General features: G+C 61.1%; 24 protein-coding genes. 13 read left to right on the top strand and 11 right to left on the bottom strand.

What is annotated here, in order from left to right; all coding sequences use genetic code 11:
* The first annotated feature begins 219 nt into the window (after window positions 1-219).
* A complete protein-coding gene (locus ACILSE_RS09735) occupies window positions 220-1,632 on the top strand; it encodes a sulfatase (RefSeq protein ID WP_395717190.1) in 1,413 nt (470 codons plus the stop codon).
* Here ACILSE_RS09735 and ACILSE_RS09730 read toward each other — a convergent pair.
* Entirely contained in the window at window positions 1,621-2,220 is a 600-nt protein-coding gene (locus ACILSE_RS09730; RefSeq protein ID WP_395717189.1) for a lysophospholipid acyltransferase family protein, read from the bottom strand. The genes ACILSE_RS09735 and ACILSE_RS09730 overlap by 12 nt on opposite strands.
* A gap of 76 nt (window positions 2,221-2,296) precedes the next feature.
* On the opposite strand from ACILSE_RS09730, the gene ACILSE_RS09725 reads away from it, so the two are divergent.
* The 10 genes from ACILSE_RS09725 (at window position 2,297) to ACILSE_RS09680 (ending at window position 12,041) form a co-directional block, all read left to right on the top strand.
* Window positions 2,297-2,512 (top strand): hypothetical protein, encoded by a 216-nt coding sequence (locus tag ACILSE_RS09725; protein ID WP_395717188.1) that lies wholly within the window; start codon window positions 2,297-2,299, stop codon window positions 2,510-2,512.
* Window positions 2,473-2,985, top strand: coding sequence for a hypothetical protein (locus ACILSE_RS09720; RefSeq protein WP_395717187.1), 513 nt, complete (start codon window positions 2,473-2,475; stop codon window positions 2,983-2,985). The genes ACILSE_RS09725 and ACILSE_RS09720 overlap by 40 nt, the downstream gene beginning before the upstream one ends.
* Window positions 2,986-3,017: 32 nt before the next feature.
* Window positions 3,018-3,386 (top strand): hypothetical protein, encoded by a 369-nt coding sequence (locus ACILSE_RS09715; RefSeq protein WP_395717186.1) that lies wholly within the window; start codon window positions 3,018-3,020, stop codon window positions 3,384-3,386.
* A gap of 16 nt (window positions 3,387-3,402) precedes the next feature.
* Window positions 3,403-5,628 (top strand): heavy metal translocating P-type ATPase, encoded by a 2,226-nt coding sequence (locus ACILSE_RS09710; protein WP_395717185.1) that lies wholly within the window; start codon window positions 3,403-3,405, stop codon window positions 5,626-5,628.
* Window positions 5,629-5,710: 82 nt separating this feature from the next.
* Entirely contained in the window at window positions 5,711-5,872 is a 162-nt protein-coding gene (locus ACILSE_RS09705; RefSeq protein WP_395717184.1) for a hypothetical protein, read from the top strand.
* A gap of 41 nt (window positions 5,873-5,913) precedes the next feature.
* Window positions 5,914-7,299, top strand: coding sequence for a tetratricopeptide repeat protein (locus ACILSE_RS09700; protein WP_395717183.1), 1,386 nt, complete (start codon window positions 5,914-5,916; stop codon window positions 7,297-7,299).
* 14 nt (window positions 7,300-7,313) lie between these two features.
* Complete coding sequence (locus tag ACILSE_RS09695; RefSeq protein WP_395717182.1) at window positions 7,314-8,201, top strand: DUF475 domain-containing protein; 888 nt, start codon at window positions 7,314-7,316, stop codon at window positions 8,199-8,201.
* A 287-nt stretch (window positions 8,202-8,488) separates the two neighbouring features.
* Window positions 8,489-10,159, top strand: a complete 1,671-nt coding sequence (locus ACILSE_RS09690; protein WP_395717181.1) for a sensor histidine kinase — start codon at window positions 8,489-8,491, stop codon at window positions 10,157-10,159.
* The gene (locus tag ACILSE_RS09685) at window positions 10,156-10,839 is read left to right on the top strand and encodes a response regulator transcription factor (protein WP_395717180.1); all 684 of its coding nucleotides are present in this window, start codon (window positions 10,156-10,158) and stop codon (window positions 10,837-10,839) included. Before ACILSE_RS09690 ends, ACILSE_RS09685 begins: the two co-directional genes overlap by 4 nt.
* A gap of 125 nt (window positions 10,840-10,964) precedes the next feature.
* Window positions 10,965-12,041 carry a dipeptidase gene (locus ACILSE_RS09680; RefSeq protein WP_395717179.1) on the top strand — a complete coding sequence of 359 codons (1,077 nt, stop codon included), beginning with the start codon at window positions 10,965-10,967 and terminating at the stop codon, window positions 12,039-12,041.
* A gap of 13 nt (window positions 12,042-12,054) precedes the next feature.
* Here ACILSE_RS09680 and ACILSE_RS09675 read toward each other — a convergent pair whose 3' ends face one another.
* On the bottom strand, window positions 12,055-13,197 hold the full coding sequence (locus ACILSE_RS09675; protein WP_395717178.1) for a 5-(carboxyamino)imidazole ribonucleotide synthase: 1,143 nt from the start codon (window positions 13,195-13,197) through the stop codon (window positions 12,055-12,057).
* Window positions 13,194-13,715, bottom strand: coding sequence for a 5-(carboxyamino)imidazole ribonucleotide mutase (purE, locus tag ACILSE_RS09670; RefSeq protein ID WP_395717177.1), 522 nt, complete (start codon window positions 13,713-13,715; stop codon window positions 13,194-13,196). The genes ACILSE_RS09675 and purE overlap by 4 nt, the downstream gene beginning before the upstream one ends.
* A gap of 84 nt (window positions 13,716-13,799) precedes the next feature.
* On the opposite strand from purE, the gene pyrF reads away from it, so the two are divergent.
* Entirely contained in the window at window positions 13,800-14,552 is a 753-nt protein-coding gene (pyrF, locus tag ACILSE_RS09665; protein WP_395717176.1) for an orotidine-5'-phosphate decarboxylase, read from the top strand.
* Between the two features lie 110 nt (window positions 14,553-14,662).
* The gene (locus ACILSE_RS09660) at window positions 14,663-16,471 is read left to right on the top strand and encodes a lysophospholipid acyltransferase family protein (protein WP_395717175.1); all 1,809 of its coding nucleotides are present in this window, start codon (window positions 14,663-14,665) and stop codon (window positions 16,469-16,471) included.
* Window positions 16,472-16,511: 40 nt separating this feature from the next.
* Here ACILSE_RS09660 and hpf read toward each other — a convergent pair whose 3' ends face one another.
* The 8 genes from hpf to ACILSE_RS09620 form a co-directional block, all read right to left on the bottom strand.
* Window positions 16,512-17,117: a ribosome hibernation-promoting factor, HPF/YfiA family gene (hpf, locus tag ACILSE_RS09655; RefSeq protein WP_395717174.1), complete on the bottom strand. Its 606-nt coding sequence runs from the start codon at window positions 17,115-17,117 to the stop codon at window positions 16,512-16,514.
* 31 nt (window positions 17,118-17,148) lie between these two features.
* Window positions 17,149-17,976: an LPS export ABC transporter ATP-binding protein gene (gene lptB, locus ACILSE_RS09650; protein WP_395717173.1), complete on the bottom strand. Its 828-nt coding sequence runs from the start codon at window positions 17,974-17,976 to the stop codon at window positions 17,149-17,151.
* A 2-nt stretch (window positions 17,977-17,978) separates the two neighbouring features.
* Window positions 17,979-18,947 carry a hypothetical protein gene (locus ACILSE_RS09645; protein WP_395717172.1) on the bottom strand — a complete coding sequence of 323 codons (969 nt, stop codon included), beginning with the start codon at window positions 18,945-18,947 and terminating at the stop codon, window positions 17,979-17,981.
* Between the two features lies 1 nt (window position 18,948).
* Window positions 18,949-19,494 (bottom strand): hypothetical protein, encoded by a 546-nt coding sequence (locus ACILSE_RS09640; RefSeq protein WP_395717171.1) that lies wholly within the window; start codon window positions 19,492-19,494, stop codon window positions 18,949-18,951.
* Window positions 19,469-20,305 carry a 3-deoxy-8-phosphooctulonate synthase gene (gene kdsA / locus ACILSE_RS09635; protein ID WP_395717170.1) on the bottom strand — a complete coding sequence of 279 codons (837 nt, stop codon included), beginning with the start codon at window positions 20,303-20,305 and terminating at the stop codon, window positions 19,469-19,471. Before kdsA ends, ACILSE_RS09640 begins: the two co-directional genes overlap by 26 nt.
* Window positions 20,306-20,435: 130 nt before the next feature.
* Window positions 20,436-21,287 carry a transglutaminase domain-containing protein gene (locus ACILSE_RS09630; protein ID WP_395717169.1) on the bottom strand — a complete coding sequence of 284 codons (852 nt, stop codon included), beginning with the start codon at window positions 21,285-21,287 and terminating at the stop codon, window positions 20,436-20,438.
* 23 nt (window positions 21,288-21,310) lie between these two features.
* A complete protein-coding gene (locus ACILSE_RS09625) occupies window positions 21,311-22,366 on the bottom strand; it encodes an alpha-E domain-containing protein (protein ID WP_395717168.1) in 1,056 nt (351 codons plus the stop codon).
* 5 nt (window positions 22,367-22,371) lie between these two features.
* Window positions 22,372-23,853: a circularly permuted type 2 ATP-grasp protein gene (locus tag ACILSE_RS09620; RefSeq protein ID WP_395717167.1), complete on the bottom strand. Its 1,482-nt coding sequence runs from the start codon at window positions 23,851-23,853 to the stop codon at window positions 22,372-22,374.
* Window positions 23,854-23,855 lie beyond the last annotated feature (2 nt).

The raw sequence follows: 23,855 nt of genomic DNA, 5'->3' as shown, positions 1-23,855 counted from the left end.
TATGGCTCTTATAACACGGGCCAGCTTGGGCACCGCCAACTGATAGCTTGGATGTAATTCCATTCTTCTCGCTACACCAGTTGCTCTATCTGTACAATTTTAAAACACGCCCTAGGCTTTAGCCGACGGTTTGAGGCACTCGTGAGGTCAAAGATCGGCTAAAGCCTAGACTCCAACTCACCGGAAGGAAGCGTCACGGCGCTTCGTTCACGCCCCATCGTGAAATCGCTCCTCCTCGCTCTCCTTTCGTCATTCGCCATTCCTCATTCCTCATTTTCGGCGCAGCCGAACGTCCTCCTGCTCATGTCCGACGACCTCGCGGCCACGCTGGGCTGCTACGGGCATCCGCAGGCGAAGACGCCGAACCTTGATGCGCTGGCGAAGCGTGGCGTGGTCTTCAACAAGGCCTACTGCCAGTTCCCGCACTGCAATCCCTCGCGTTCATCCATGATGACGGGCATGAGGCCGAACACAACTCGGGTTACGAACAACGAGGACAACCTCTACACGAATCATCCCGGCGTGCTCACGATGCCGCATCACTTTCGTGAGAGTGGCTACGCCACAGCCCGCTGCGGCAAAATTTTCCACCTCGGCGTGCCCAGCGGCCTCGAGAGCATGGACGATCCGCAAGGCTGGGACTTCGGCACGCCGTTCAAGAGCGAGCTGCCCTTCCCGCCGGATCGCAAAAGCATCGTCAACGTGAAGCGAGGCAAGAAAGAAGGCCTCGGCTGGCAGGAAATCCCCGGCGATGACGACCAGCTCGTCGATGGCGTGTTTGCGAAAACGGCCATCGAATGGCTGGGTAAGCGTGAGAAGGAAAAACCCTTCTTTCTCGCCGTGGGCTTTCACCGGCCGCATTTGCCGCTCGTGGCTCCGGCGAAGTATTTTGATCTATATCCATTCGAAAGCATCACGCTGCCCGAAGCGCCCGCCGATGATGAAGCCGACATCCCCGAGCCTGCTCGCAATGGCGCGGTGCCGGGCTATGCGCTCACCGCTACGCCCGAGCAGCGTCGCGCCGCCATTCGCGCCTATCTAGCGTGTGTCAGCTACGTCGATGCGCAGGTCGGTCGCTTGCTGAAGTCGCTCAAACAAGCGGGGCTCGATGACAACACGATCATCCTCTTCACCTCCGACCACGGCTGGCACCTCGGCGAGCATGGTTTGTGGCACAAACGCAGCCTTTTTGAAGAAAGCGCACGCGTGCCCTTCATCCTCGCCACGCCCGGCATGAAAACCGCCGGCCAGCGCAGCGACAGCCTCATCGAGCTCACCGATGTCTTTCCGACGCTCTGTGATCTGTGCGGCATCTCATCGCCGAAACAGCTCGAAGGCAAAAGCCTGCGTCCCTTCCTCGAAAACGCCTCCGCCGAGCTTCACGCCGCCGCTTTCACGCAAGCCCGCCGCGGCAAAAACGCCGAGCATTGGGGCCGCACGATTCGCACCGCCCGCTGGCGCTGCACCGAGTGGGACGAAGGCCGCAACGGCATCGAACTCTACGACCACGACACCGATCCGCACGAGTACACCAACCTCGCAAATGACCCGAAGCATGCGAAAGTGCTCAAAGAGCTGCGTGCGAAGCTGGCTGAGAGGCTGCCGTCGATGCAGCGACGATCAATGCCTTAGCGACAGCACGGCCTCACGCGCTCGAACGAGGAAATCTGGTTTGGTCTCGCCTTCTTCCAATCGAATCGGAGCACCAAAAGTCACACTGCCAAGCACCGGTACTGGCAGCACTTCGCCTTTCGGCAGGATGCGGTTCAGATTCTCCATCCACACCGGCACCAGTTCCACATCCGGCCGTTTTCTCGCCAAATGAAACAGCCCCGGCTTGAAGGGCTGCGGCTCCGGCGTCGTCTGCCGGCCGCCTTCGGGAAAAAGGATCAGCGAATGCCGCTCGCCGAGGGCGTTGACCATGTCATCGAGCGGATTCGCCTCGCGCGTGACTTGTTTGCGCTCGATCAGGACGGCATTGAAGACACGGTAGGCAAGGAACGGCCGCACCCGGCCCACGGACCAGTAATCCTTCGCGCCGATCAGCCGCGTGAGCATCCGCACCTCCGTTGGCAGCGAGGCCCAAAGCACCGGCCCGTCGAGGTTGCTCGTGTGATTGGCGAAATACACGCGCTGCCTCAATTCTGGCCCGCAGCCCTGCCAACGCGCCACCGAGCCCGAAAACAGGCGCAACGCTCCGGCGACGAGGTGGGTAGTCATGGCGCGCATGATGCGCGAGTCGCCCGTGCTTGTCACGCGCCTTGCAACTTCCCCTCCCGCGCCTACTTTTGCCATCATGCAGCCCAGACCCGTCATCAACGTGGAGGAATTCATCGGCAAGACCGTGGGCCGCCGCGTGCCGCCATCCGGTGCCGGACTGCAAAAAACGCTGAACCAGGTCATGGCAGGCCAGAAGCGCGGCATCTGCCCGCGTGGAGTTTATCGTTTCAAAACCCACGAGGAGGCAGACACATGGATGACGAAAATGATGAACCGCAAGAGGGCGAGCTAGCCTCCCGAGCGCCCACCGAGGACGACCTTGTCTCCATGTGCCGCCTGTTGAATGCCAGCGGGGCACGCTACATGATCGTCGGCGGCTTCGCCATCATGTATGCCGGCTACGGCCGCACCACGGGCGATGTGGATCTGCTATTCGACACCAGCTCCGAAAACGAGGCCAAAGTCTATCACTGCCTCGAATCCTTGCCCGACAAGGCCGTTTTGCATCTTCAGCCCGGCGAAGTCGCAAAATACACCGTCGTCCGCGTCGCCGATGAGATCGTGATCGATCTCATGAAGTCTGCCTCAGGCATCGAATATGACGAGGCGGCCAAAGACGTGGTGATTCGAGAGGTTCAAGGCGTGCCTATTCCCTTTGCCTCCCCGCGTCTGCTTTGGCGCATGAAACGCAAAACCTACCGCGAAAAGGATCTCGCCGATTTGATCTTCCTGCGACAGCAGTATCCGGAGGTGACAACAGAATGAAGCATGCATTTTTCAACAGGTTCTGCGCTGTGATGGCCGGCATTCTCGTGGTTGGCTGCTCGAGTTCCGAGCCAGTCGTTCCAAAGAGTTATGCATTCGACGAAAGCCGTTCATTGAAGGCTCAATTCGAAAGCATCAATCTTGTTGATGGAGTTGATGCAGCGGAGGCCGACATTCTTGCCACGCTTTATTTCGCCCGCTACGAGGGAGCGTGTGGAGCAAACTCCCCAGTCATTCGCGAAAGAAGCCGGTGGCGAGCTTTGACAGTGGTAGGCTACGCTGGACGTGCGCAACCGGACATCTTTGTGGATGTCAAGACAGGGGTTGTCAGCCACAAGGGTTATCCCGATTCGGCTCCGCCGTGGCAGGACTTGCGCGAGTTTTGCCGCATCCTGAATTGACTTTTGCTTTTTGTTCATGCCCAACACCCCCGACAACGCCTGGATACACGCCATCGAATCCTTCCTGCTCGATGAGCCTGCGGTGGAGGCGATCCGGCTCGATCCGGAGTCGAAGAAGGTCGAGATGGCCACGCTCGGGCGTGTGGATGGAGAGCTGCTGCAGGCCAAACTGGCCGAGGTGCTGCGCACCATTGATGCAAAGTGGCTGAAGCAGGTGCCGGAGCACACGGCGATGTTTGACGTCAGCAAAAGCGGCGGCGTCATGCAGATCGGCAAGCCATCCTGCCCCACCGCGCCGAAGTTTTGGAAGTGGCGCGAGTTTGAGTGGCCGGAAGCAGATGAGATCGAGCAGGAGAGCGATGACGAATGGCGCACGCTGGCCGTGCAGGCAGCGATTTGCGGCCTGGCATTGGTGGCGGGCTACCTGGTCGAAAAGTTCGCCGATGCGCCGATGTGGGTCTCGCAGGTGCTGTTTGGCATTTCGCTCATCTCCGGCGGTTGGGATGCGGCGAAGGATGCGTGGGAAAACATCCGCGAAGGCAGGCTCGATGTGCATTTCCTCATGCTCGCCGTCGCGCTCGGCGCGGTGGCGGTTGGGGCGTGGGAGGAGGGGGCGCTGCTGCTCTTCCTTTTCTCCACCAGCGGCGCTTTGGAGCATTTTGTGCTCTACCGCACGCATCGCGAGATCAACGCGCTGACGAAGGCCGCGCCGAAATTTGCGCATGTGCTGCTGCCGGACGGGACGACGGAGGATCGCGGCGTGGCGTCGCTGCGCATCGGGGATGTGATCGTGGTGAAGCCGGACGAATTGTTCCCCGTCGATGGCACGGTGGCCTCCGGGCTGACCGCGGCGGACGAATCGACCCTCACGGGAGAGGCTTTGCCGATCACGAAGGAAACCGGCGCGGCGATTTTTGGCGGCACGCTCAATTTGTGGGGCCTCGTGCAGGTGCGCGTGGACAAGCCGGCGACGCAGAGCGCGCTGGCAAAAATCATCACCCTCATCCAGACCGCGCAGCACATGCGCGCGCCGAGCCAGCGCTTCACGGACCGTTTTGGGACGCGCTACACGATTTTGACGCTCAGCATCGTGGCGGTGATGTTTTTCGTGTGGTGGCTCGCATTTGGCATTCCGCCGTTTGAAAACACGGCGGCTTCCAAATCTTCATTTTACCGCGCGATGACGCTGCTGGTCGTCATGAGCCCCTGCGCGCTCGTTTTGTCGATTCCATCAGCGATTCTGGCCGCCATCGCCTGGGGGGCGCGGCATGGCGTTTTGTTCCGTGGCGGGGCCGCCATCGAAAAACTCGCGGAGGTCGATGTCATTGCGATGGACAAGACCGGCACGCTCACCGAGGGCGAAATGAAGGTCGCCAAGATCGAATCCTTCCCAGCGGGCCGCGAGGAGGACGTTTTGCGCATCGCGGTGAGCTTGGAGTCGAACTCGAACCACCCCATCGCCCGGGCCATCACGCAGCACGGACTGACGCAGGGCATCGTGGCGGAAAAACTGGCCGAGTTTCAATCCATCGCCGGCCAGGGCTTGCGCGGACGCTCCGAGGATGGTCTGAGCTACGTCGGCCGGCGCGAGCTGGTGAAAGACAGCGCCCTCGGCGATGCGCTGGCGGGTGTTCCTGACGCGCCGCTCGGTTTCAGCGAGGTCTGGGTGCTGCACGAGCAGATTGTCGGCCGCATTTTGCTCAAGGACGAGGTGCGTCCTGGAAGCCGTGCCGTGCTCGAAAGCCTCGCCAAAGACGGCGTTCGCACCATCATGCTCACCGGTGACCGCCGCGCCGCCGCCACCGAGGTGGCGAAGCAGCTCGGTCTCAGCGAAGTGCGTGCGGGCTTGCACCCCGAGGATAAAGTGGCCGCCATCCGCGAACTCACACAGCAGGGTCGCAAGGTCGCCATGGTCGGCGATGGCGTGAACGACGCCCCGAGCCTCGCCGCCGCCTACGTCAGCGTCGCCATGGGCGCCCGCGGTAGCGATGCCGCGCTGGAGCAGAGCGATGTCGTCCTGATGAAGGACAAAATCGAAAAACTCCTCTCCGCCCGCCGCATCAGCCAGCAGGCGCGGCGCATCATCCAGCAAAATATCTTCATTTCCCTTGGCAGCGTGATCGTGATGGCCGTGGCGTCTCTGTTTGGCATCGTGCCGCTGACGCTGGGGGTTCTCACGCACGAGGGAAGCACGGTCGTGGTGTGCCTGAACAGCCTGCGTTTGCTGTTCAAGAAGGAGTAAGGCCTGGCGGGGCATTTTCCGCCTGTGCAACTCCGTGCTGGACGATTCCGGGCTTTTCTTCATAGAGTGCAGGAATTCACTCATGCGCATTCTCTCCAAAGTCCTTTGGACCCTGGCCTTCCTGGCCGCCACCTTCGTCTGGATGGTGCTCTTCGAGCACGGATTCAGCATGAAGGGGCTGACCGAGGGAACCGGGGAGGAGTTGCGCGGCATCGCCGCCTGGTTTGGCGGCGGCAAGAAGTGAGCCGCCACATTTCACTCAACCAGCAAAGCACCCACCGGATTATGATCGTTCAGGAAGCCGAACTCGACCCCAAGTACCAATCCCTTTGGAAGAAAGCGCTGATCTCCGCCGAGCGGAAAAATTGGGAGTATGTCATCGACCAGGTACTGCCCATCGTGAAGGACAACATCGGATTCCTCGACGGCCGCAAGCTGCTGCGCAGCGCGGAGGGCGAGGTGAGCGGCGGAGCAAAGAAGGGATTCAGCCTCGGCGGCGGCCTGTTCAAGGGCGGTTCCAAGAAGGACCCGGCGGAGCAGATCGCCGACCTGGAGGAAACCACCTTCCGCAAGGACCCCTTCAACCTGAACGCCAACGAGCAGCTCTATGATCTGGCGATGAAGATTCACTTCCCCGAACTGGCCGCCTTTGCGCTGGAGACAATCCGCCGCGGCCACCCGGAGAACACAAAAAACATGCACAAGCTGGCGCTGCATTACATGGCCACGTCCGAGCCGGAAAAAGCCAGCGAGATCTACCGCGCCATCGTGAAGGTCGATCCGCGCGACATGGACGCCGCCAAGGGCGAGAAGGACGCCGCCGCGCGCACCTCCATCCTGCGCCAGGGCTGGGACGCCGCCGACAAGGGCGGTAACTTCAAGAGCGCGATGAAGGATTCGGGAGAGGCAGCGAAACTCGAGATGCTCAACCGCCAGGGCATGACCCAAGAGCAGATGGAGCAGTTTCTGGCCGAGACTATCGAGCAGTACAACGCCGACCAGACGAACATTGTCATCGTCAAGCGCATGGCCGATCTTTACGAGCGCCTGGGGCAGATCGACAACGCGCTGATGTTTTACGACTACGCGCTCAACACCCTGAATCCGGGTGACGTGGCGCTGCAGCGCAAGGTGGAGATCATGCGCGACAAGGTGCAGGAGCAGCAGATCGCCGACTACGAACGCGAGATCGAGTCCAACCCGGACGCGCCGGACATTGAGGAAAAACGCGCCCAGGTGGCTGAAATCCGCCGCCAGCGCTCCTCGGTGGTCATCAACGAGGCCAAAGGCCGTGTGGACCGCAATCCGACGGACAAGACGCTGCGCTACGAGCTGGGCCAGGCCTATTTCAACGCCGGCATGTACACCGAGGCGATCCCCGAGCTGCAGCAGGCGAAGTCGAACCCGAACATGCGCATCAAGGCGATCCTCCTGCTCGGCCGCTGTTTCGAGCGCAAAAACATGAACGACCTCGCCAAGACCTCCCTCATGGAGGCTGCGAAGGAACTCGTCGTCATGGACGCGGTCAAAAAGGAAGTCCTCTACGAACTGGCGAACGTGCTCGAAAAAATGGGCGACCGAAGCGCGAGCCTGGACGCGCTCAAGGAAATCTACAATGCCGACTACGGCTACAAAGACGTGGCGAAGCGCGTGGAATCCTCGTATTCATAAGCTCACGCTTCCTGATGATTGCCCTCGATATTCTCGCCGCCGCCGACCTTTGGCAGACAGTCAAGGACGGCATACCCGTCATCCTCGCCCTGGTGCTCATCGAGGGGCTGCTCTCAGTGGACAACGCCCTGGCCATCGCCGCGATGGCCTCTCATCTCGACGAGAAGCAGCGGAAGACCGCGATGACCATCGGTTACGCGGGAGCCTACGGCTTTCGGATCGTGGCGCTCTTCACCGCCGGTTACATCATGGGGAACCACTGGCTGATGCTCGGCGGCTCTCTCTACCTCGTGTGGCTGATGTGCGCTCATTTTGCCGAGCAGAAGGAGGCTGCCCCGGAGGAAGGAGGTGTGGTGAACGTCAGTCATCACAGTTTTGCCTCCACCATCGCGATGATCGCGTTTCTCGATCTGAGCCTCAGCTTTGACAACGTGGTGGCTGCCGTGGCGTTCGCCCGCGACAGCAAGGTGCTCGTCTATGTCGGCGTGACGCTGGGCATCATCACCCTGCGGCTGGTGGCGGGCTACTGCATCAAGCTGCTGGAAAGACAGCCATGGCTGGAGCACACAGCGTTCCTGCTGGTCGGTTTTGTCGGCTTGCTGCTCGGCCTGGAGCTCTACTGGGATCACAGTGTGAGGCAGGTTGTCGAGCTGGGTGGCTTCAGCCTCGTCAGCGGCGCGGACGGGCATTATCACATCGCCAAGGCGGTGAAGTTCACCGGCATCATCGCCATCATGCTTCTTCATCTGGCCTATGAGAAGAACCAGGGGGTGAAATCCGTGCTGCGGCCGGTCCTGCGTCTGTTTCTGCTTCCAGCGGAATTGGTTGCCGGAGTGGTGGGCGGGGTGTTTCTCGCCCTCTCATGGCCGTTCCGTGCCGCTTGGAACGCGGTGCGACGTTGAGTGTAGGGCACCAAATCCCGATTTACATTCTCCTTACAACCTGCTCACAAGCGGCTGACGCATTCATTCTGGGCTGTGACACAATAGCAGCAGATTTGAGCATCGGGGCTGCGGTCGCGATTCCTAAATCGAAGCTTTCTCAAATTGGTCGTTGTCCTTCTGGCTGTTGGAAACACCTGCAAAGTCACCGGGGCGAGTCACAAAAGGCTCACCCCGGTCTTTTTTATGGTTTTTATAAATTTCGGATGACCAAATAGGTGGCGGGGCTAAATTATGAGTCTCCGCGCATGCTCCAACGCCGCTCCACGATTCTGTTCATCATCCTGGTGGTCCTGCCATTGGCTCTGTTGGCGTGGCTTGGCACCTACCTCATCCGGGACGCCGAAAAGCGCACGGACGCCTCCATGCAGGCGGTGCTGGCCGAGCGTCTGAGCTCGGCGGACCATCACCTGCTGCACGACATGCGGCAGCTCACTGACCGGCTGGACACCTGGGGTGCGCAAAATATCGGCTCGGCACGTCTGATGGCCCAGCGGCTGGCCGCACACCCTTGGATCTCCGAAACCTGGGCCACGGAAGGCGCAGGCGCACCTGTGGAGGTTTTTGCGGGCAAGGCACCTTTAAAGCTCAAAGAAGGCTTCAAGGCTGAGGAACGGGTCAAATCCATCCTCGAAGCCACGCACAGCCCTGACAGCATGCCGCAATCAATCGCGCTGTTCGATGACGGAGGCCCGCCCTTCCAGCGCATCCAGTCACCCGTGTCCGCATCGTCCAAGCAACGCTTCTCCGAATGGATGACGTATTTGAAAATGCACGGCTACCACATCGACGACCGGCCGGCGCAGTCGGGAACTCCGAGCACCTGGAGCGGGTGGCATGTGGGGGACTCCATCTTCATCTACTGGCATCGTTTTGCGGATGGCAGCCTTAGTTGCGCGATGATGAACCCGCAGATGCTGATGAAATCTCTTTTTCAGCGGCTTCCCCAGCCCGGACTGGCCACTCCGCCCGGCCGCATGATGCTCACCACGGTCAAAGGCATCCCGCTGCACCAGTGGGGGAAAAAGCTGTCCGGTTCCGAGGGGCCGCCGGCCGCGCACCGCGCATGCTCCGAGCCGCTGTCGCAGTGGGAGATGGCCTACACTCCCGCGAACGAGGAATTCCCGAAGCCCTACCTCTTTCCCATCATTCTCGGCGTCAGTTCCGGCATCGTGCTCGTCTTCGTCGTCGGCTGGCTCTACTTCCACGAAAGCGCCAGCGAGATCCGCGTCGCGCAGCAGCGCGTGACTTTCGTCAATCAAATCTCCCATGAGCTCAAAACCCCGCTCACCAACATCCGGCTCTACGCGGAGATGGCCGCTCATCGAGCCGAGTCCCAGGGCGACAGCATCGCGAAACGCCAGCTTGGTGTCGTCGAGGCGGAAACATCCCGCCTCGACCGCCTGATCCAAAACGTGCTCAACTACGCCCGCCAGCAGCGCGACAAGCTCACCATCCAGCCCAAATCCATCGCGTTGGATGAAAATGTCTCCCGCGTCGTCGAGTTCTGGAAGCCGCTTCTCGAAAACAAGGGCTTCGAGATCGTCACCTCCCTCAACGGGCCGCAAGCCATCAGCGCCGACCCAGATGCCATCGAGCAAATCCTCGGCAATCTCATCTCCAACGTCGAAAAATACGGCAACTCTGGCAAATGGATCGCCATCCACACCGAACATGACGAGCACAATGCGCGCATTATTGTCGAAGACCGCGGCCCTGGCATTCCTCCCGGCAAGCGCCGTACCATTTTCGAGCCCTTCGAGCGCCTCCGCTCCGACCTCTCCGAAGGTGTCAGCGGCACCGGCATTGGATTGACCATCTCCCGTGAACTGGCACAATTGCACCGCGGCTCACTGACGGTGTGTCCGAATTACCGCGACGGCGCGCGCTTCATCCTCACCCTCCCGAACATACCATGACCAAGATCCTCATTGCCGAAGACGACGACCACACGCGCGACGCCCTGCGCGAGGTGCTTACCATGGAAGGCTACGAAGTCATTGCCGCCAGCGACGGTCTGCAGGCCGTGGACTTCTTCCGCGCCGAAAACCCCGACTTCGTCTGCCTAGACGTCATGATGCCCGGGCTCAACGGCTACGAGGTCTGCAAGCAGATCCGCAAGCAGGACGAAAAAGTGCCCATCCTATTCCTCACAGCCAAATCCGAGGAAATCGACACCGTGCTCGGACTCGAACTCGGCGCCGACGACTACATGACGAAGCCCTTCGGCGTGAAGGAGATCATCGCCCGCATCCGCGCCATCCTCCGCCGCACAGCTTCCCGCGGTGGCGGCAGGTCGGACGACGACTTCACCATGGACGATCTCCGCATCGTGCCCACTGAGCTGCGCGCTTACCGCGAGAAGAACGAAATACAGCTCAGTCCACGAGATGTGAAGGTCCTGCGCCTCCTTTTCGAACGCCGTGGCAAGGTCATCGACCGCAACACCCTCGCAGACGAGGTCTGGGGCGTCGATTACTTCCCTGAGAGCCGCGCTCTGGACCAGCACATCTCGCAGCTTCGCAAACGCATCGAAAAAGATCCGTCCCAGCCGCGCATCATCCGCACCGTTCACGGCGCGGGTTACCGCTTTGAATGACGCATGAATGAATCAGCGTAGAGGAATGCTTCATTCCTCATTGATTCATTTTCATTCACCCCTGCGGGGTTCCTTTCAGTCGTCTGTCTCGCTTCGCCCGGCTCTGGTTTCGTCATTTCATCGCCATGCTCACCTTCGACGCCCACCTCGACCTCAGTCTGAACGCCCTTGGCGGATTCAACCGCGATCTGCGCCTTCCCGTTCATGAGATTCGTCGTCGTGAGGCCGGCATGCCCGGCAAAGGCCGCGCCGGTGGCACCACGGCGTTTCCCGAAATGCGCAAAGGCAAGGTCGGCATTTGCGTCGCCACCCAGCTCGCCGGCTGCATGCCCGGCGTGTCGCCCATCGCCAACTGGATGTCTCCCGAGCAGGCCTGGGCCGAGACGCAGGGCCAGCTCGCCTGGTATCGTGCCATGGAGGAGGACGGCCAGATGCGACAGATCACCAATCTGCGTGAACTCGATGAAATGATCGCGTTGTGGAGCAACACCAGCATTCCTGACGACACCAAGCCCATCGGTTACATCCTCAGCCTTGAAGGCGCCGACTCCATCCGCACCGTCGGCCACCTTGAAGACGCCTGGGAGCAGGGACTTCGCGCCATGGGTCCCGCGCATTACGGTGTTTGTCGTTACGCACTGGGCCACGATCAGGTCGGTCCGCTGCCCGCAGGTGGCAAAGAACTCATTCAGGAGATGGACCGCCTCGGCATGATCCTCGATGTCACTCATTTGAGCGACGAATGCTTCTGGCAGGCTCTCGAAATCCACCACGGCACCGTCTGGGCCAGCCACAGCAACTGCCGTGCCCTTGTTCCCGACCCGCGTCAGTTTAGCGACGAGCAGATCAAGGCGCTCATCGAACGCGGAGCCGTCATCGGCGCCGCGCTCGACGCCTGGATGATGATTCCCGGCTGGACTCGCGGCCAAACCACGCCGCAGGAGACCGGCCTGAAACTCGAAGTCATCTGCGATCACATCGATCACGTCTGCCAGCTCGCCGGAAATGCCCTGCACAGCGGCATCGGCACCGATCTCGACGGTGGCTACGGCATCGAGCAGACTCCCGAGGACCTCGACACCATCGCAGATCTCGCCCGCATCCCCGCCATGCTCCAAAAACGTGGCTACAAGGACGAGGACATCGCCAACATCATGCACGGCAATTTCCTGCGCCTCCTCCGCGATGCTTGGGCCGAGTGATGATTCTTGCGGCTCAGCCGATCCCCAGCGCTTTCCGAATCGCGAGCGCGTCGCTGAGCGCTTGATCAATCGTGTCGCCGAGAACGGTGAAGTGGCCCATCTTGCGTCGGGCGCGGGCTTCGCGTTTGCCGTAGAGATGGAGCTTGGCGCGCGGGTGATTGAGCACGGGCGACCAGTCGGGATGGACGAGCGGGGCGGGCCAGATGTCGCCGAGCAGGTTGATCATGACGGCTGGCGTGTGCTGGGAGGCGTCGCCTAGCGGGAGGCCGCACACAGCGCGCTGCTGCTGCTGGAACTGGTTCGTGACGCAGGCGTCGATCGTGTAGTGGCCGCTGTTGTGCGGTCGCGGGGCGATTTCGTTGACGATGACCCTGCCATCGGCGGTGACAAACATCTCAACAGCCATGGTGCCGATGTAATCGAGCCCTTCGGCGACGGCTTTCCAGAGTTCAACGGCTTGGGCGATGATCTCCGGCTCCACGCGGGCGGGAGCGATGGTGACATCAAGGATGTGATGCGTGTGCTGGTTCTCGACGCAGCCATGCGTGGCCATGCTGCCGTCGATGCCGCGTGCGCCGACGACGGAGACCTCGCACACGAAGCTGACCCAGTGCTCGACGACAGCTCGCTGGCCTTCGAAGCCTTTCCAGGCTTCGGCGAGGTTGGTTTCGGCGGTGACTTTGCACTGGCCTTTGCCGTCGTAACCGAAAGCCGCTGTTTTGATCACGCAGGGACGGCCGAGTTCGGCCACGGCGGCTTCGAGGCCGCTCAAATCATCGACAACGCGAAATGGCGCGCAGGCGATGCCTTGGTCGCGCAGGAAGTTTTTCTCACGCTCGCGGTGCTGCGTGGTGAAGATGGCCTTCGAGCCGGGGCGCAGCGGTTTGATGGACTCGACGGCCTGCAAACACGAGGCGGGGATGTTTTCAAACTCGGCGGTGACGACATCAACCTGCTGCAAAAAACGGTTCAGGGATGCGCTGTCGTCGTAGGCGGCGTTGATCTCGATGTCGGCGAACTGGCCGGCAGGACAGCCCTGCGGTTCATCGGTGAAAATGGCGATGCGATGACCGGCGCGGCGTGCTTCGAGGGCGAGCATGCGCCCGAGCTGACCGCCGCCGAGGACTCCGATCGTCGAAGGAGGCGGGAACATCATGCTTTCGCTTCGATTTCGAGGTCGTTCTGGCTTTCGAGCACGTTCTGCGTCTGGCGTTCGCGGAAGGATTTTAGCTTGGCGGCTAGATCGGGATTCTCGTTCGCCAGCATCGAAACGGCGAAGAGACCGGCGTTGAGCGCTCCCGCATTGCCGATGGCAAAGGTGGCCACCGGGATGCCGCCCGGCATCTGCACGATGGAATAAAGGCTGTCCATGCCGCTGAGGGCACGACTTTGCACCGGAACGCCGAGCACGGGGATGGTCGTCATGCTGGCGGTCATGCCGGGCAGATGCGCGGCACCGCCAGCGCCGGCGATGATGCACTTCAGGCCACGCTGGGAAGCGGTGGTGGCGTAATCGTAAAGAAGCTGCGGCGTGCGGTGCGCGCTGACGACCTTCTTTTCAAAGGGCACGCCAAAGTCTTTCAACACCTGGGCGGCGTTTTGCATGGTGGGCCAGTCGGAACTGGAGCCCATGATGATGCCCACGAGGGGCTTGATGGCGGATTCTTGGCTCATCTCAGCCGCAGAATGGCTGGGGGCCGGGGCAGCGTCAAATCTTCGATTTGGCGGGAGAGAAAAGCCGTGCCATGTGGGCGGCGCATGACTTTTCTCGACAAGCTTGAACAACGCATCGCCAAAACGGGCTCGAACCTCTGCGTGGGGCTCGATGTGCGCGCTGAAAACGCGGAAGAATCGACAAAGCAATGGATTCTCAACGTGATCGCGCAGACGGCGCCGTTCGCGGCGGCCTTCAAGCCGAACTCGGCTTATTTTGAGGCGCTTGGCTGGCGGGGCATGCGCATGCTGGAGCAGATTTTGAAGAAAATCCCGGCGGACATCCCGGTGGTCATGGATGTGAAGCGCGGAGACATCGGCGAGACGCAGGGATATTACGCCAAGGCCTGCTTCGAGGTGATGAACGTGGACGCGGTGACGCTGAATCCCTACATGGGGCGCGACACGCTGGAGCCCTTCCTCAAATACACGGACAAAGGCCTGTATCTGCTTGGCGTGACTTCAAATCCCGGCGCGAAGGACATCGAACTGCAAAAAACGGGGGATCGTCATGTCTATGAAATCGTGGCCGAGATGACGAAAGGGCACTCGCAGGCCGGTCTGGTGGTCGGTTTGACGAATGCCGCGCCAGATGTGCTGGATCACATCCCCGACGTGCCTCTTCTCATTCCGGGTCTCGGAGCACAGGGCGGGGATCTAGCGGCGCTGAAAGGCAGCGGGCGGAAAGCGCCGCTGCTGGTCAATGTGTCGCGAGGTGTTCTTTATCAGCAGGATGAGCTGACCTTTGCCCAGCGTGCGGAGCACTGGATGCGGCAGATTCAGCAGGCGCTGGCCTGAATTTTCATTTTTAAGAATGTCGAAATCGACACGCTGATCGCTCTTGCCTGATGCGTGATCATGAGGCTGGATGATCCCATACTTACCTTTCTCCCTTTATCCGACCGTTCATGGTCTTCGATCTCAGCGAGCATCTCAAAACACCTCTTCAGCGACGGATCTACCGCCTGCTTGGGCCTGCTGTGGAAAATGCGCTGGGCTTGCGTGGTTTCGATGAGTGCTATCAGGAGTCCCGGCGGCTCTTCCAAGCGCATCCGCAGCATCCGAAGGTGTTCGCGTGGTTTGACTCCGTGGCGCATGCGCTGGGACTGCGGGAAGACGTGGATTTGCCTGCGGAGTTTGAGTTTCCGAAGGCAGGACCGCTCATCATTGTGGCGAATCATCCCTTCGGTGTGATCGATCCGGTGATGCTTTGCCGCTGGGCGGCGCAGTTCCGTCCCGAACTCAAGGTGATGACCAATTCACTCATGCTGGCGATGAAGGAGCTCGAAGCGCATGTCATCCCTGTCGATCCCTTCGGCGGCAAATCAGCGGCGAAGAAAAATCTCGCGCCGATGAAGGAGGCGATCCGCCTTTTGCGCGACGGCGGAACGTTGGTGATCTTTCCCGCGGGTGAAGTGGCATCCTACAAGCCCGGCCGCGGCGTTGACGAGCCTGCGTGGAGCAATCACGTCGGCTCTCTCGTGCGCCGCACGCAGGCCACGGTGCTGCCGGTCTATTTTCCGGGGTCGAACAGCGCCTTGTTTCACGCGGCGGGGCTGATCCATCCGCGTCTGCGCACGAGCCTGCTGCTGCGTGAGTTTTGCAACCGCGCCAACACGCCGGTCCCGATGCGCGTGGGCCACCCGATCCCGCATTCGCGGCTGAAAAAATTCGAGGATGACGAGTCGCTGACGCGCTACCTGCGCATCCACACCTTTGTGCTGCATCAGCGCGGCATGGAATCTGCCGCCAAGCTGACTGTCACAGGGGAGAATGTGCCGCCTCCGACGCCGACGGAGCTGCAGCATGAGCGGATGGCCGATGAGATTGACCGCATCCGCGCTCGCGGCGGGAAGCTCGTCGGTCAGGGGAGCCTGTCTGTTTATCAGGCGCACTCGCATGAAATCCCCACTCTGCTGCCGGAGATCGGACGCTTGCGCGAGATCACCTTCCGCGAGGTGGGCGAGGGCACTGGCAATGACATCGACCTCGACAAATACGACCGCTACTACGAGCACCTCATTTTGTGGGACGAGGAAAAGGAGCAGGTGGTCGGCTCTTACCGCATCGGACGTGCGGATGTGATCCTGCGCGAGTATGGCCCGAAGGGGCTTTACACAAACACGCTGTTCCGCTTCGAGAAGCCGTTTCTGGCGAATCTTGAGCATGCTGTCGAAATGGGCCGCAGTTTCATCATCAAGGCGTATCAGCGAAACCTCGCCAGCCTGCCGTTGCTGTGGAAGGGGATCGCGCACTGGATCGCGCGGAACCCGCGTTACAAGAAGCTGTTCGGCCCTGTGAGCATCAGCAAGGACTACAGCAGCCTGTCGCGGAAGATGATCGTGGAGTTTTTGCAGGACAACCGCATGCACCCGCATCTGGCCAGCTTCGTGAAGGCAAGAAACCCCTTCCGCTACATGCGCACGCGGAAGATGATGCGGGAGTTCATCAGCGCCGACCTGCAAAATGTGGACGACTGCTCCGCGCTGGTTTCCAGCCTGGAGACGGACGGCAAGGGCATCCCCACGCTGCTGAAGCACTACTTAAAGCTCAACGCGACTCTGTTGAGCTTCAATGTGGACAAGGATTTCTCGTCCGTGGTCGATGGTCTGATCATGGTCGATTTCACGGAGACAGACTCGCGCCTGCTGGCGAAGTACATGGGCGAGGAGAACTGCCGGGATTACCTGGAACTGCACAAAAAAGAAGCGGCCTGAAAATCAGGCCGCTCCGCGGAGAGAGAAGATGGAAGGCTGGTTACTTTGACGAGCCGTTTGCCTCAACGACCTCAGGCTCGATGAGTCCATAATCGCCGTCCTTGCGGCGGAACAGGATGGCCAGGCGGTGCGTCTGCTGGTTGTGGAAGAGAACGAACGGACGATCGCTAAGTTCGAGATCGACGATGGCCTCGTCGGCGTAGAGCGGACGGATTTTGTACTTCTCGTTGTGGACATAGGCCGGCTGGATGTGCTCGTCCTCGGTGTGGACGGCCTCCTGATGGAAGACATGCTCCTCAATGTGACGGATGGAACCGTCCTTGCGCGGGCGGTGGCTCTTGAGCAGGCGCGTCTTGTACTTGCGCATGCGGCGGGCGATCTTGGCGGCGCTCTCGTCGATGGAAGCATAGATGTCCTCGGTGACGGACTTCACCTCGATGACGATGTGGTCGGCGCAGAAAAGAATGATTTCAGCAATGTGGCGATGGTGGGTCTGCACGTCGAGAATAACCTTGGCCTCGATGATGCGCGGGTAATCAAGGTGAAGGCTCTCGATCTTCTTGTGCGCGTATTCGCGGATCGCCTCGGTGACGTCCATGTGACGCGCGGTGACGATGATGGGCAGGTTGACGTTGTGTTTTTGCATGGTGTTTCTCCTTTTGGGGTTGGTTTGAAAGTCACATGGTGAAGCCCTCGCCGAGATAAAGGCGGCGGGCCTCCTCGTCATTGACGAGGAAATCTTTGGTGCCGTGGCGGCGCACGCGGCCTTCAAAGATGAGATAGGCGCGGTCCACGATGTTCAGCGTCTCGCGCACGTTATGGTCTGTGATAAGAATGGCGAGACCCGCCTGACGGAGCATGCGGATGATGTCCTGGATCTCGCTGACGGCGATGGGATCGACGCCGCTGAAGGGCTCGTCGAGCATCAGCAGCTTCGGCGAGGTGACAAGGGAGCGGGCGATGGTGAGACGGCGTTTTTCGCCGCCGGAAAGGGTGATGGCGAGATTGTCGGCCACATGGTCGATGCCAAACTTCTCCATCAATGCCTGCGTCTGATCCTCGCGCTCCTTTTTGCTGAAGGGCTGGGTCTCCATGACGGCCATGATGTTCTCACGCACGGTCAGGCGGCGGAAGATGGACTCCTCCTGCGGCAGATAGCCCATGCCGAGCCTGGCGCGCATGTACATCGGCTCATGGGTGGCGTCCTTGCCGTCAAACATGACCTTTCCGCCATTGGGCTGCACAAGGCCGACGATCATGTAGAAAGTGGTCGTCTTCCCCGCTCCGTTGGGGCCGAGCAGGCCGACAATCTCTCCGCTTTTGACCTCGATATCGACGCCGTTCACGACGGCGCGGCCGTCATAGACTTTTTTCAGTCCTTCCGTATGCAGCAGCATGCTCCGCTCCTGCGCGCTGTCACCGGCAGACTGATCGGCAGGGCGGTCCCAGGAAAGCGTGGATTCCTGGCTGGGGGAGTTCCTCGGCTTTTTCTTTCGCGCGTTCATGTTCACTGCGGTGCGGGTGCCGTGCTGGCGCGGCTTTTCGGCGTGGCCTCCTCGCCCTGGAGGATAATGGTCTCGTGACCACCGGTTGTGGTGAGCTGTCCGCTCTTGTCGATGATCATGACACAGCCTGCCTCAGTGGCCTTGTGGAGCTTGTTGCCCGCCTGCACCTGGGGCCAGTCGAGGAGGGTGGTGCTGCCGGTTTTGCCGTCATGGATGAGATGCCTGCAGTGGCCGACCTGAAGCTCGCCGGTTTCGGAGATTTTTTCGACAGTGACCATGGGGCCGCGGGCGTCGGCTTTTTCGATCGGAGGGCTGTCGTCAGCCTTTTTGGCCGGGGCGAGAATATCGGAATCCTTTCGAGCGGGACCGTTTGGAGCGGGTTTGGTCACAGCAAGGGCGCCGCCTTCACTTTTTGCCATGAAGAGCTCCAATTCCTCGCACTCGATGTACATCTGCGGGTGCCGGGCTCTGACGTTGCCGGTGTAGATCCCATAGCCGCGTTTGGCGTCGAAAAAGGCGCCTTTTTGCGCGGTGATGATGATCTGGCCCTTGGTGGCTTTCGGGGCTTCGTCGAGGTTCATCGGCTGAAGCGGCCTCGGCTGGGGGCCGACAGGCGGGGGTGGCGCAGGCTCCTCGACCACGGGAACGGCCGGGGAGGGCGCTGCGGCTGCTGCGGGAGAGGTCGCTGGGGAGCTGGAACTGCTGCCCTGCATCACCGCCTGGGCGGCTTGGAGCGCTTTCTGGCGCATCTCGGCGGTCTCTGGCGAAATGAGCAGTTCCTTGGCTTTGTCCTTCACCTCTTCGGGCACCTGCTTGACGACGCTTTTGGCGGCGTCGATGGCCTTGGTCTCCGCGTCCACTTTCTTTTTACGGAAGTCGAAAAGCGGGCGCGCCCCGCCGCCGGGGCCTTGTGCCCAAGCGCCTGCGCTGCCGGCGAGCAGGGCGATGCAGAGGATGAGCGTAGTTTTCATGTCACTTGGCGGGCTTGGGTTCGGAGGGGGGCTTTCCCTCGCCGCTGAGGGTGCCGGTGTCAAAGATCACCATGCGGATGTTTCCGGTCATGCGGCCCTGGTTTTTCACGGTGTCGAAAATGAGGTTGTCGCCCTCGATCTCGAAGTCCGGACGGCTGACACGAGCGCGCTCCGTGCTGCGCAGCATGCCGCCGGCCATCTGATAAAAGGCGGTCTTCAGGTCGATGCGCAGGTTCTTCGACGGATCTGCGTTGAACATCTGCACGGTCAGCTTCTCCGCGTAGAGCCGCTCAGAGTCGATGCGGCGCATCACATCGGCAGTGATGAGGGAGGCGCGGCGGCCGTTTTCATCGAAGGAAGGGATGACCACGCCCTTGCTTTCCGCTCCCAGGGGCACCATGCGCAGAAAGGCGCTCATGCCGGAGTCAGCCCCCGCCTGCTGGGCGTGCGCCGCGAACATGGCGAGGCCCGCCAGCACGCCAAGCATGCTGGAAATCACCCACCGGCGCCGGTGCAGCAGCTCAAGCGATGTCGCGAACGAGGGCATGGATCTTCCGCAAGGTTTCCACCACTTCCGCGATCTGCGAAAGCGGGATTTGATTCGGGCCGTCTGAAAACGCCCTGGCAGGATCGGGGTGCGTCTCCATGAAAACACCGTCACAACCCGTCGCCACGGCGGCACGGGCAAGAACGGGCGCCAGCTTGCCGTCCCCTCCGGTCGCGGTGCCGAGGCCGCCGGGGCGCTGCACACTGTGCGTCGCGTCCATCACGGCACGGTAGCCAAGCTCACGCATCCAGTAGAGCGAACGCATGTCGGCGACGAGGTTGTTATAGCCGAAGGTCGTGCCGCGCTCGGTGAACATGAAGTTCTGGCATCCCGCAGCGACCAGCTTGTCCGCGATGTTCTTCACATCCCACGGGGCGAGGAACTGGCCCTTCTTCACATTGACCGTGCGTCCTGTCTCGCCTGCTGCGACGATCAAATCAGTTTGGCGACACAAAAAGGCCGGAATTTGCAGCAGATCGATGTGCTCGGCGGCCTTCTTCGCCTCTTCGGCAGTGTGAATGTCCGTCGTTACCGGCACGCCGAGCTTGGCACCGATCTGTGCCAGCAGCTTGCAGCCCGCCTCGCAGCCGAGTCCGCGATAGGACGAGATCGCGCTTCGGTTGGCCTTGTCATAGGACGCCTTGAACACCCAGCGCCAGCCATGCTCCTTCGCCATCGCGCCGAGCTTTTCAGCCACGTCCCAGATGAATTCCTCGCTCTCGATCACGCAGGGACCCAAAATAAACACCGGCTCCGTGCCATCCATCGACACCGACCCAATTTTCACCACCGGAAGAGAGAACGCGCCCATGCTGTGCAAAATGATTGATTCCGGCTCTCCGCCCGGATCGGTATTCTGGCTGCCAACCCCGGTGTTCAAGCCGCTGGTTAAAGTCTAGCCCGCGCCCCTGACATGACAACGGGAGATTCTTGGGAAAGGCTCACCCGTCCGTGCGCCGCACCTCCAACTCCACCTGCAGGGCCGTGGTGGCTCCGGGCGGGCCGTCGAAGTGGCCTGTGATGGGCGCGGCGTCGTTGTAGTCGCGGCCGGTGGCGATCTTGATGTGCCGTTCGTCGGCCAGCGTGTCGTTGGTGGGGTCGAGGCCATACCAGCCTTTGCCGGGCACATGCACCTCCACCCACGCGTGCGAGGCCTGGGCGCCGCGCAGGTGCGAGTCGGGGCCGTTGTAGAGATAACCGCTCACATAACGTGACGGGATGCCAAGGCTACGGCAGATGCCGATCATGAGGTGCGCGAAGTCCTGGCAGACGCCCTTTTTCGATTCGAGCACCTCGTTCATGTGCGTGTTCACGCTGGTGGTGTTCGGCGCGTAGGCCCAGTTTTTGAAGATGTGATGCATCACAGCCTCGGCGACCTCGAAGACATCATCACGATCATCCCGGATGTCGATGCCGAGACGCCAGACCTCTGGGGAGATTTCCACATAACAACTGCCGCCAAGGAACGGCACGACCATGTCGTCGAGATCGGTCTTCAGCGTGGCAAACTTCACGCCTGTCGGACGACCGTCGGCGTAGGGGTTTGTGGTGTTGATCGTGGACTGCGCCTCGATGGTGAGGTCGCCGTGCGGCTCGGGCAGGTCAAAGTAGTGAACGTAATTGAGCCAGTTGTCGCGGAAGTGGCGCAGGCGTGCGGGCGGGTTGACGTTCAGCAGGAAGAACTCCAGCCGCGACTTGTCATCGGTCACCGGCCGCAACCGCAGCTCGTTGTAGCTGTCGCGCACCGGCGCACGATAAACATAACGTGTGCGGTGGAAGATTCGGAATCGCATGCGGGTTCGGGCGGCTCCTTACGTCAACACTGCTGCTGTTGTTGCTGCTGCATCTGGGCGTCCTCGTCGTGATGGGCGTGGAAGGCTCCCAGCGCCTGAGTCGGGGCCGCATCCTCCGCCACCGGCGTCATGTCGGCATAAAGGACGAAGGTCTGGAAGATGGAGACACCGATGTCGTTCAACCGCGTCTGCAGGGTGTCAATGTACTCGTGCAGGCCGATGGCGAGGACCTCTTCGACCGTGGTGTAGGCCAGATCGGAGCGCAGCCGGCCCGCATGGCGCACCGGCGCGGGCATGTGGTGCAGCGAGCCGATGCCACAGAGGCGCTGCAGTGTCTGATGCAGCTCCACGACGCAGCAGGCGATGGAACGCGGGAAGGTCTCGTCGAGCAGCAGGTATTCGATGATCTTTTTCGGGTCGAGCTTGCTGTGATGAGCCTGGAAGGCGTGCCATGCGGAGCAGGAGCGCAGCAGAGCGGCCCAGCGCAGCGGCCGCGACTGCGGATGCGGGGCCATCTCCATCGAAATGGCCGAGCAGGTGTCTAGAAGACGCGACATCTGGTCCGCGCGCTCGAGGCAAGTGCCAAGGCGCAGGAAATGCCACACCTCGCCACGCGGCGTGGTGGAGTCCGCGATGCCCTGGAACTGATACGAGCGGCGCAGCACGCGCTCGTAGAACGCGGCGTTCTGATTGCGGAAGGTGCTGCGGCCCTCGCCCGACTCCACAAACAGTCGCAGACCGTTCAGGCACTCCCAAATCTCATCGGAGATCTGGTCGCGCACCGTGCGGGCGTTCTCACGCGCGGCGCGGATGCTGTTGAGGATGGAGTTCGGATTCTCAGGACGCAGCGCGAGGAACGCGGCGACATCGCGGCCTTTGATTTTCTTGTGAACGGCGGCGTAGGCCTCCTCATCACCGGTGGTGGCGAGAATGGGCCGCCAGAACTGCTCCTCGTCCAATCCGTCTGCTCCGGCATCGAGCAGGAGGTCCTGTGTGGAAAGCAGGAGACGGGCGAGGTTTTCCGCGCGTTCGACGTAACGCGACATCCAGTAAATGCTGTCTGCAACTCGGCTTAGCATGGCGTTCAGGCGGCGTGTTTGGTTGATGCGGCTTTGCTGTCGGAGCACTCGTCCCAGAGCACCCAGGTATCCTTGCTGCCGCCGCCTTGCGAGGAATTGACGACCAGGGAGCCCTTTTTCAGCGCGACGCGGGTCAGTCCGCAAGGGACAACACGGACACGGTCGCCGTAGAGCACGTAGGGCCGCAGGTCGATGTGACGTCCTTCAAAGTGATCATCCACGAACACCGGATGACGCGAGAGCTGCAGCACAGGCTGCGCGATGTAGTTGCGCGGGTTCGCCTTGATGCGGTCGGCGAAGTCGGCGCGCTCTTTTTTCGACGCGCTCGGCCCCATGAGCATGCCGTAGCCGCCGGACTCGTTCACCGCCTTCACCACGAGTTTGTCGAGGTTTTCGAGAATGTAGGCGCACTCCTTCTTCTTGATGCCGAGATAGGTCTTCACGTTCGGCAGGATCGGCTCCTGATCGAGGTAGTACTCGATCATCTTCGGCACGAGGGCATAGACAGCCTTGTCGTCCGCCACGCCGGTGCCGATGCTGTTCGCCAGCGCCACATGGCCCTTGCGATACGAATTGATGACGCCCGGCACGCCGAGCAGCGAGTCCTTGCGGAAGACGAGCGGGTCGAGGAAGTCGTCGTCGATGCGGCGGTAGATCACATGCACCTGCTCCAGGCCTTTCGTCGTGCGCATGAAGACGCGGTCATTGCGCACGATGAGGTCGCGGCCTTCGACAATCGGCACGCCCATTTGCTTGGCGAGGTAGCAATGCTCGAAATAGGCGCTGTTGTAGATGCCCGGTGTCAGAACGACGATCGCGGGATCAAGAACGCCCTTCGGCGCGAGATGCGCGAGCGTCTCACGCAGCATCGTGCCATAGGCATCGACAGGACGCACGGGAAGCGATTGAAGCAGGCCGGGGAAGGCACGCTTCATCGCGTGCCGGTTCTCCAGCATGTAGGACGCGCCGGACGGGCAGCGGCCGTTGTCCTCCAGCACGAAGTACTCGCCTTTGTCATCGCGCACGAGGTCGGTGCCGCAGATGTGGATGTAGATGCCGTGCGGCACCTTCACGCCCTTGAATTCAGGGCGGTAATGCGAGGCACTGAGCACCAGTTCCTCCGGCACGGCCTTGTCCGTCAGGATCTTTTGCCCGTGGTAGATGTCGTTGAGGAAAAGGTTCAGCGCCGTGATGCGCTGGGTCAGCCCGGCCTCGACGCGCTCCCATTCCCGCTGCGGGATGATGCGCGGCATCAGGTCGAAGGGAAAGATGCGCTCCGTCCCCTGGTCGTCGCCGTAAACCGTGAAGGTGACGCCCATCCGGAGGAAGGCGGCGTCCACGGCCTTTTGCAGGGTTGAGTAATCACCGGGCGTCAGGTTGCCGACGCTGGAGAGCAGCGCCTCGTAATGAGTGCGTGCGGCTCCGGGCGCGGAGAAGACCTCGTCGAAGAATTTGCCGGGTTGGTAGTCGTTAAACAAGGACGACATGG

Source organism: Prosthecobacter sp., from assembly GCF_044236155.1.
Lineage (GTDB): Bacteria > Verrucomicrobiota > Verrucomicrobiia > Verrucomicrobiales > Verrucomicrobiaceae > Prosthecobacter.
This window is presented reverse-complemented; position numbering and strand designations above follow the sequence as displayed.

Excerpts from the sequence above, each read along its gene's own strand:
- ACILSE_RS09685 (WP_395717180.1), top strand. The coding sequence starts at position 10,156 with ATGACCAAGATCCTCATTGCCGAAGACGACGACCACACGCGCGACGCC.
- ACILSE_RS09700 (WP_395717183.1), top strand. The coding sequence starts at position 5,914 with ATGATCGTTCAGGAAGCCGAACTCGACCCCAAGTACCAATCCCTTTGG.
- ACILSE_RS09725 (WP_395717188.1), top strand. The coding sequence starts at position 2,297 with ATGCAGCCCAGACCCGTCATCAACGTGGAGGAATTCATCGGCAAGACC.
- ACILSE_RS09675 (WP_395717178.1), bottom strand. The coding sequence starts at position 13,197 with ATGATGTTCCCGCCTCCTTCGACGATCGGAGTCCTCGGCGGCGGTCAG.
- ACILSE_RS09680 (WP_395717179.1), top strand. The coding sequence starts at position 10,965 with ATGCTCACCTTCGACGCCCACCTCGACCTCAGTCTGAACGCCCTTGGC.
- lptB (WP_395717173.1), bottom strand. The coding sequence starts at position 17,976 with ATGAACGCGCGAAAGAAAAAGCCGAGGAACTCCCCCAGCCAGGAATCC.
- ACILSE_RS09645 (WP_395717172.1), bottom strand. The coding sequence starts at position 18,947 with ATGAAAACTACGCTCATCCTCTGCATCGCCCTGCTCGCCGGCAGCGCA.
- hpf (WP_395717174.1), bottom strand. The coding sequence starts at position 17,117 with ATGCAAAAACACAACGTCAACCTGCCCATCATCGTCACCGCGCGTCAC.
- ACILSE_RS09640 (WP_395717171.1), bottom strand. The coding sequence starts at position 19,494 with ATGCCCTCGTTCGCGACATCGCTTGAGCTGCTGCACCGGCGCCGGTGG.
- ACILSE_RS09630 (WP_395717169.1), bottom strand. The coding sequence starts at position 21,287 with ATGCGATTCCGAATCTTCCACCGCACACGTTATGTTTATCGTGCGCCG.
- purE (WP_395717177.1), bottom strand. The coding sequence starts at position 13,715 with ATGAGCCAAGAATCCGCCATCAAGCCCCTCGTGGGCATCATCATGGGC.
- ACILSE_RS09695 (WP_395717182.1), top strand. The coding sequence starts at position 7,314 with ATGATTGCCCTCGATATTCTCGCCGCCGCCGACCTTTGGCAGACAGTC.
- ACILSE_RS09620 (WP_395717167.1), bottom strand. The coding sequence starts at position 23,853 with ATGTCGTCCTTGTTTAACGACTACCAACCCGGCAAATTCTTCGACGAG.
- ACILSE_RS09710 (WP_395717185.1), top strand. The coding sequence starts at position 3,403 with ATGCCCAACACCCCCGACAACGCCTGGATACACGCCATCGAATCCTTC.
- ACILSE_RS09625 (WP_395717168.1), bottom strand. The coding sequence starts at position 22,366 with ATGCTAAGCCGAGTTGCAGACAGCATTTACTGGATGTCGCGTTACGTC.
- ACILSE_RS09690 (WP_395717181.1), top strand. The coding sequence starts at position 8,489 with ATGCTCCAACGCCGCTCCACGATTCTGTTCATCATCCTGGTGGTCCTG.
- ACILSE_RS09705 (WP_395717184.1), top strand. The coding sequence starts at position 5,711 with ATGCGCATTCTCTCCAAAGTCCTTTGGACCCTGGCCTTCCTGGCCGCC.
- ACILSE_RS09730 (WP_395717189.1), bottom strand. The coding sequence starts at position 2,220 with ATGACTACCCACCTCGTCGCCGGAGCGTTGCGCCTGTTTTCGGGCTCG.
- pyrF (WP_395717176.1), top strand. The coding sequence starts at position 13,800 with ATGACTTTTCTCGACAAGCTTGAACAACGCATCGCCAAAACGGGCTCG.
- ACILSE_RS09720 (WP_395717187.1), top strand. The coding sequence starts at position 2,473 with ATGGATGACGAAAATGATGAACCGCAAGAGGGCGAGCTAGCCTCCCGA.
- kdsA (WP_395717170.1), bottom strand. The coding sequence starts at position 20,305 with ATGGGCGCGTTCTCTCTTCCGGTGGTGAAAATTGGGTCGGTGTCGATG.
- ACILSE_RS09660 (WP_395717175.1), top strand. The coding sequence starts at position 14,663 with ATGGTCTTCGATCTCAGCGAGCATCTCAAAACACCTCTTCAGCGACGG.
- ACILSE_RS09715 (WP_395717186.1), top strand. The coding sequence starts at position 3,018 with ATGGCCGGCATTCTCGTGGTTGGCTGCTCGAGTTCCGAGCCAGTCGTT.